Source organism: Streptomyces sp. NPDC001270, from assembly GCF_042896695.1.
Lineage (GTDB): Bacteria > Actinomycetota > Actinomycetes > Streptomycetales > Streptomycetaceae > Streptomyces.
Genome location: NZ_JBIAXM010000089.1, coordinates 1 through 4,906, shown reverse-complemented (window position 1 = coordinate 4,906; position 4,906 = coordinate 1). Strand labels below are relative to the sequence as shown.

At 65.7% G+C, this 4,906-nt stretch carries 4 protein-coding genes and 1 pseudogene; 2 read left to right on the top strand and 3 right to left on the bottom strand.

Annotated features, from left to right (window positions below):
* Positions 1-278 precede the first annotated feature (278 nt).
* Complete coding sequence (locus tag ACFY2B_RS46020) at positions 279-464, top strand: hypothetical protein (RefSeq protein ID WP_390769025.1); 186 nt, start codon at positions 279-281, stop codon at positions 462-464.
* A gap of 357 nt (positions 465-821) precedes the next feature.
* The gene (locus ACFY2B_RS46015) at positions 822-1,478 is read left to right on the top strand and encodes a hydrolase (RefSeq protein WP_390769024.1); all 657 of its coding nucleotides are present in this window, start codon (positions 822-824) and stop codon (positions 1,476-1,478) included.
* Positions 1,479-1,763: 285 nt separating this feature from the next.
* On the opposite strand, the gene ACFY2B_RS46010 is transcribed toward ACFY2B_RS46015, so the two are convergent.
* The 3 genes and pseudogenes from ACFY2B_RS46010 to ACFY2B_RS46000 all read right to left on the bottom strand — a co-directional run.
* A complete protein-coding gene (locus ACFY2B_RS46010) occupies positions 1,764-2,015 on the bottom strand; it encodes a hypothetical protein (RefSeq protein ID WP_390769023.1) in 252 nt (83 codons plus the stop codon).
* A gap of 367 nt (positions 2,016-2,382) precedes the next feature.
* Positions 2,383-4,122, bottom strand: coding sequence for a pyruvate dehydrogenase (locus tag ACFY2B_RS46005; RefSeq protein WP_390769022.1), 1,740 nt, complete (start codon positions 4,120-4,122; stop codon positions 2,383-2,385).
* Positions 4,123-4,471: 349 nt separating this feature from the next.
* Positions 4,472-4,816, bottom strand: a pseudogene (locus ACFY2B_RS46000) (alpha/beta fold hydrolase); the annotation flags it as partial.
* Positions 4,817-4,906: the final 90 nt, after the last annotated feature.

The window sequence follows — 4,906 nt, the reverse complement described above, 5'->3', positions numbered from 1 at the left end:
ATTCGTGCTGGCCACCCGGGCACTACTCCTTCTCCGCCCTCGACTCAATGAATCATCCAGTATGCCTGACTCGACCTACTTTGACAGAGAGGGGGACAAACTGCGGGCCCGCAACCGTGTGGAGATCGCCGCGTGGGCGTGGGAGCACGGCGTCGTCAGCTGACGCGGACGGAAGGCGCATGAGCAACAGTCGCCTCTTCTGAGACCGCGAGGCTCGATGGGCCGGGTCGGCGCGGCGTACGAGATCCTCCGATGCTTCAGTGCGTGCTCTTCAGTGGTTGACATGTAAAGTAATCGTCTTCGTGCGTACGGGCAACCCGAACGGATCGGGCCTGCCGGTCTGGCCCACGGTGGAGCAAGCACCCGAGCAGGTCATGGAGTTTGGTGAAGGCAGCGCGCCGGCACCCCGGCCGCGGTCGGACGCCCTCGACTTCTGGACGGACTGCGACGGACTGATCCCGTAGCAAGGAGACGATTCGGCGAGCCTGGCGACCAGGCTGCCGACAGCCGCCCGGCGGCCGGACTTTGATCGCCTCAAACGAATCAGGTCATCCACCAGCACCGACACCTGACCCGCTGTCACGCACCAACGCGTAAGCGTTTCCCCCCAGTTGCGTGTGGCCACGTCTGACCAGTTCGCCTGGTCACCCAAGAACATCGTTAGTTGACGCATCACTGACCGACATCTAGTGTCGATGATGCGTCAACCAAATGGTGTGAGGTCGCCGGCCAGGCCAACCCGAATCTGCTCACTTCGGGGTACCGAGCGGTCGGTGCACTGCCGGAGATCCGCGGACGCAAAGTTCCAGAAGGGGAATCTCGTGGGTACTGAGAACAAGGCCGGACTCGGCGCGCTGCTGACGCCCGAGGAGAGCGTGCTCGCCCTCATCGACCACCAGCCGTTCCAGGTCGCCAACCTGCACAGCCACGAACCGACGATGGTCATCAACAATGCCGTCGGGCTCGCCAAGGCCGCCAAAGTGTTCGGCGTTCCGACCATTCTGACCACCGTCTTGGAGGAGCGAGGTGGCCTCCTTGTCCAGGGGCTGCAGGATGTGTTCCCGGAGCAGAAGCCGATCAACAGGACCTTCATCAACACCTGGCAGGACGAGCGTGTCGTGAACGCCGTCAAGGCGACGGGACGCAAGAAGCTGATCATCGCCGGGCTCTGGACGGAGATCTGTGTGGCCATGCCGGCGATACAGGCGGCGGGCGAGGGCTTCGAGGTCTACGTCGTCACCGACGCGTCGGGCGGTGTCTCGAAGGAAGCCCACGACATGGCGGTGCAGCGCATGATCCAGGCGGGCATCACCCCGATCACCTGGATGGCCGTGCTGGGCGAGTGGCAGCGCGACTGGGCCCGCGAGAAGACCGTGCCGGGCGCCGCCGAGGTCCAGGCGCAGCACGGCGGTGCCAGCGGTGTGGCCTTCGCCTGGGAGATGCAGCTCCTGAACACGCCCACCGGTAACGAGTCATGACATCGCCTCTGCCCCGGCGCTGACCCGGTACTGGCTGTCGTCCATACTCCGGCGGGTAGTTCGTGATCCAGCCAGTTGAGTCCGCATCACAGCATCCTCCCTTCAGCACCGGTCGGCGCTGAAGGGAGGATGCTGTGATTGCGGTACCGATCGGTGCTCGGGAGATCTGCGGCGGTGTCCTTCCCGAGCCCTACGGCGTGGCGCCGTGCCGGTGCACTGACGCTGGGCCCCCAGGGTCCCAGTGCCGGCAGACCCCTTGCTGGTCCAGTGCCCTGCGCCGCCTTCCTATGCGCGCCACGCCGGTGGTTGCTTGACGATCCCGAGATCACTTTCAGCGTCGAAGCCGACGAGCTCGTGCGGAAGAGCGACTGGGCGTCCGATGTCGGCCCCCAGGTCGAAAGCGGCACTGGCGATCGAATCGGCTATGTCCGCTTCCTGATGCTGCTGCTTCGCCCGTTCATGATGTGCGCTCAGACGATCGACGATTCTCCGGATCGGACCGTGACCGAGGTCAGGAGCCGGCGTTTCCTCGCTCATGGGTGGTGATTCCCTTCCGTGGACCCCGCGCAGGGGGTGATCGGGGGCGTGCAGGCGTCGGGCCGTCGATATGAGGTCCCGTCAGGTGTGACGACGGTTTTCTGGTCGGGTCGCTCAGTGCTGATGCGTCCGGCGTCATCGTTGCGAGAGCAGGTGACCACTGGCGTCTTTCCCACCTGGGAGCACGTCTGCATCGGACGGCGGGGGGCCCGTATGTCACCGACGAGTCGGTGCCGGGGTTGTCTCGGTGCTGGGTTCGTGAGGAGCCCGGTGGCCGACGGAGGTCTGGGGGCAGTGGTTTACGCCGGGGCTGGTCAGGTCGTCGCTGGGGTCGTGAAACCGGACCTCGATGAGGACGGTGACTGTCTCAGGGTCGGGGAATGTTTCGCAGGTTGGCGCGGGCCAGGTCGAGCATCTTGCCGACGCCCCCGTCGAGCACTGTCCGGCCCGCGGCGAAGGTGAATCCCTTGACCTGGGCGGCCGAGATGTGCGGCGGGATCGACAGCGCGTTGGGGTCGGTCACCAGGTCGACCAGGAACGGTCCGTCATGGGCCAGCGCCCGCTTGAGCCCCTCGACGACATCCCCGGGACGCTCGATGCGGATCGCCTCGATGCCCGCGCTGCGGGCGATCGCCGCGTAGTCCACCGGCTCGTGGTCGGTCTCGTGCTCAGGCAGCCCCTCGACCAGCATCTCCAACTTCACCATGCCCAGGGAGGAGTTGTTGAAGACGATCGTCTTCACCGGCAGATCGTGCAGCTTCACTGTGAGCAACTCGCCCATGAGCATGCCCAGTCCACCGTCACCCGACATCGAGATCACCTGACGGCCGGCGTAAGCGAACTGCGCGCCGATGGCGTGCGGCAGTGCGTTGGCCATCGTGCCGTGCAGGAACGAACCGATCACCCGGCGCCGCCCATTGGGAGTCAGATAACGCGCCGCCCACACATTGGACATGCCGGTGTCCACGGTGAACACCGCGTCGTCGGCGGCGAGATCGTCCAGAACCGAGGCCGCGTACTCAGGGTGGATCGGGGTGTGCCGCCCGACGTCGTGGGTGTAGGCGGAGACCACCGTCTCCAGCGACTTGGCATGCTTGCGCAGCATCCGGTCCAGATAGGTACGGTCCCGCTTCGCCCCGACCAACGGCAGCACAGCCCGCAGCGTCTCCCGGACATCGCCGTGGACCCCGAGTTCCAGCACAGTGCGGCGGCCGAGGCGCCCGGCATCGTGGTCGATCTGCACGGTCCGTGCCTGCGGCAGGAAATCGTTGTACGGGAAGTCGGTGCCGAGCAGGACGACCAGGTCGGCCTCGTGCATCGCGTCGAAACAGGCGCCGTAGCCCAGCAGACCGCTCATGCCCACGTCGTACGGGTTGTCGAACTGGATCCACTCCTTGCCCCGCAGGGAGTGACCCACGGGGGCGGCAGCCTTCTCGGCGAGTGCCATGACCTCGGTATGCGCGTCCCGCACTCCCGCACCGCAGAACAGCATCACCTTCCGTGCCGCGTTCAGCTTCTCGGCCAGCGCCCGAACCTGGGTGTCCGGCGCGACGACCCGGCCGCGCTCAGTGACCAGATCGCTGCTTCCCGTGGGATGAGCCGCCTCGTCGTGCGCGACATCGCCAGGTATCACCAGGACCGACACCGCGCTGCTGCCAAGAGCCCGCTGCATGGCGATCCGCAGAACCCGGGGCATCTGCCCAGGGGTACTGATCATCTCGCAGTAGTCACTGCACTCGGTGAACAGCCGTTCCGGATGGGTCTCCTGGAAGAAGCCGGTGCCGATCTGGTGGGCCGGGATGTGCGAGGCGAGCGCCAGCACGGGCGCACCGGAGCGGTGCGCGTCGTACAGCCCCTGGACCAGATGTGTGTTACCGGGGCCACAGCTTCCGGCACACACCGCGAGCCTGCCGGTCAGCTGTGCCTCCGCCGCCGCAGCAAACGCGGCGGCCTCCTCGTTCCGAACATGCACCCACTCGATGCCATCGGTACGGCGTACCGCGTCGACCACCGAGTTCAGACTGTCACCCACCACGCCATAGATCCGCTCCACGCCCGCCTGGCACAGAATGTCCACCATCTGCTGAGCCACAGTCAGATTCCGCATCGCCGGACCTCTCTTCTCAGGCTGCACACCTGTCCCACATGACCATCGACAACTTCAATATAGTTGATGCGTCCACCTTTGAGTGACGCTGACGACAGGCATGCCGACCACCTTCTCGGTCGCGGGGATGCCCACAGACAGGGCACATGGAAGCAGCCACCGAGCACCACCACGTCGGCGCCGTGGGTGCCGTGACGGTCGAAGATCAGGCATCCGTTGCGTTGACGGACCCCGAGGGGCGTATGTTGCGCCTCAGCATCAGTTCGGCGTCACATACGCCCCTCGTCGACGGCGATGACGCGGTTCCGCGTCGTGAGAAGCCGTCAGGGGAAGCGCAAGTCATCCACCGTCACTTCGCGAGGAAGTCGCGGAGCGCGGTGTTGACCTCGTCGGCGTGGGTCCAGAGCAGGCCGTGCGGCGCTCCTTCGACCTCGACGTAGTCGGCCTCGGGGAGTGCCTTGTGGAAGCGGCGCCCGGTGGCGTCGATCGGGAGGATGTTGTCCTTCGTACCGTGCAGGATCAGTGCGGGCCTGCCGCTCGCGCGGACCGCCTCGACGTCGGCGCGGAAGTCCTCGATCCATGCCGGCACCACGGCGTACGCGGCCACCGGAGCGCTGCGGATCGCGACGTTCCAGCTACCGGTCACGACGTCCTCGCTGATACGCGTGCCGAGGTTCTCGTCGAGGTTGTAGTAGGGCTTCGTTAGGTAGCTCAATTTCCGTGTGATCGGTAGCGTGTGATCTTGTATCGGGTGTGACACCTGAGGAGATGGACGAGGCCCGTC

Excerpts from the sequence above, each read along its gene's own strand:
- ACFY2B_RS46010 (WP_390769023.1), bottom strand. The coding sequence starts at position 2,015 with ATGAGCGAGGAAACGCCGGCTCCTGACCTCGGTCACGGTCCGATCCGG.
- ACFY2B_RS46005 (WP_390769022.1), bottom strand. The coding sequence starts at position 4,122 with ATGCGGAATCTGACTGTGGCTCAGCAGATGGTGGACATTCTGTGCCAG.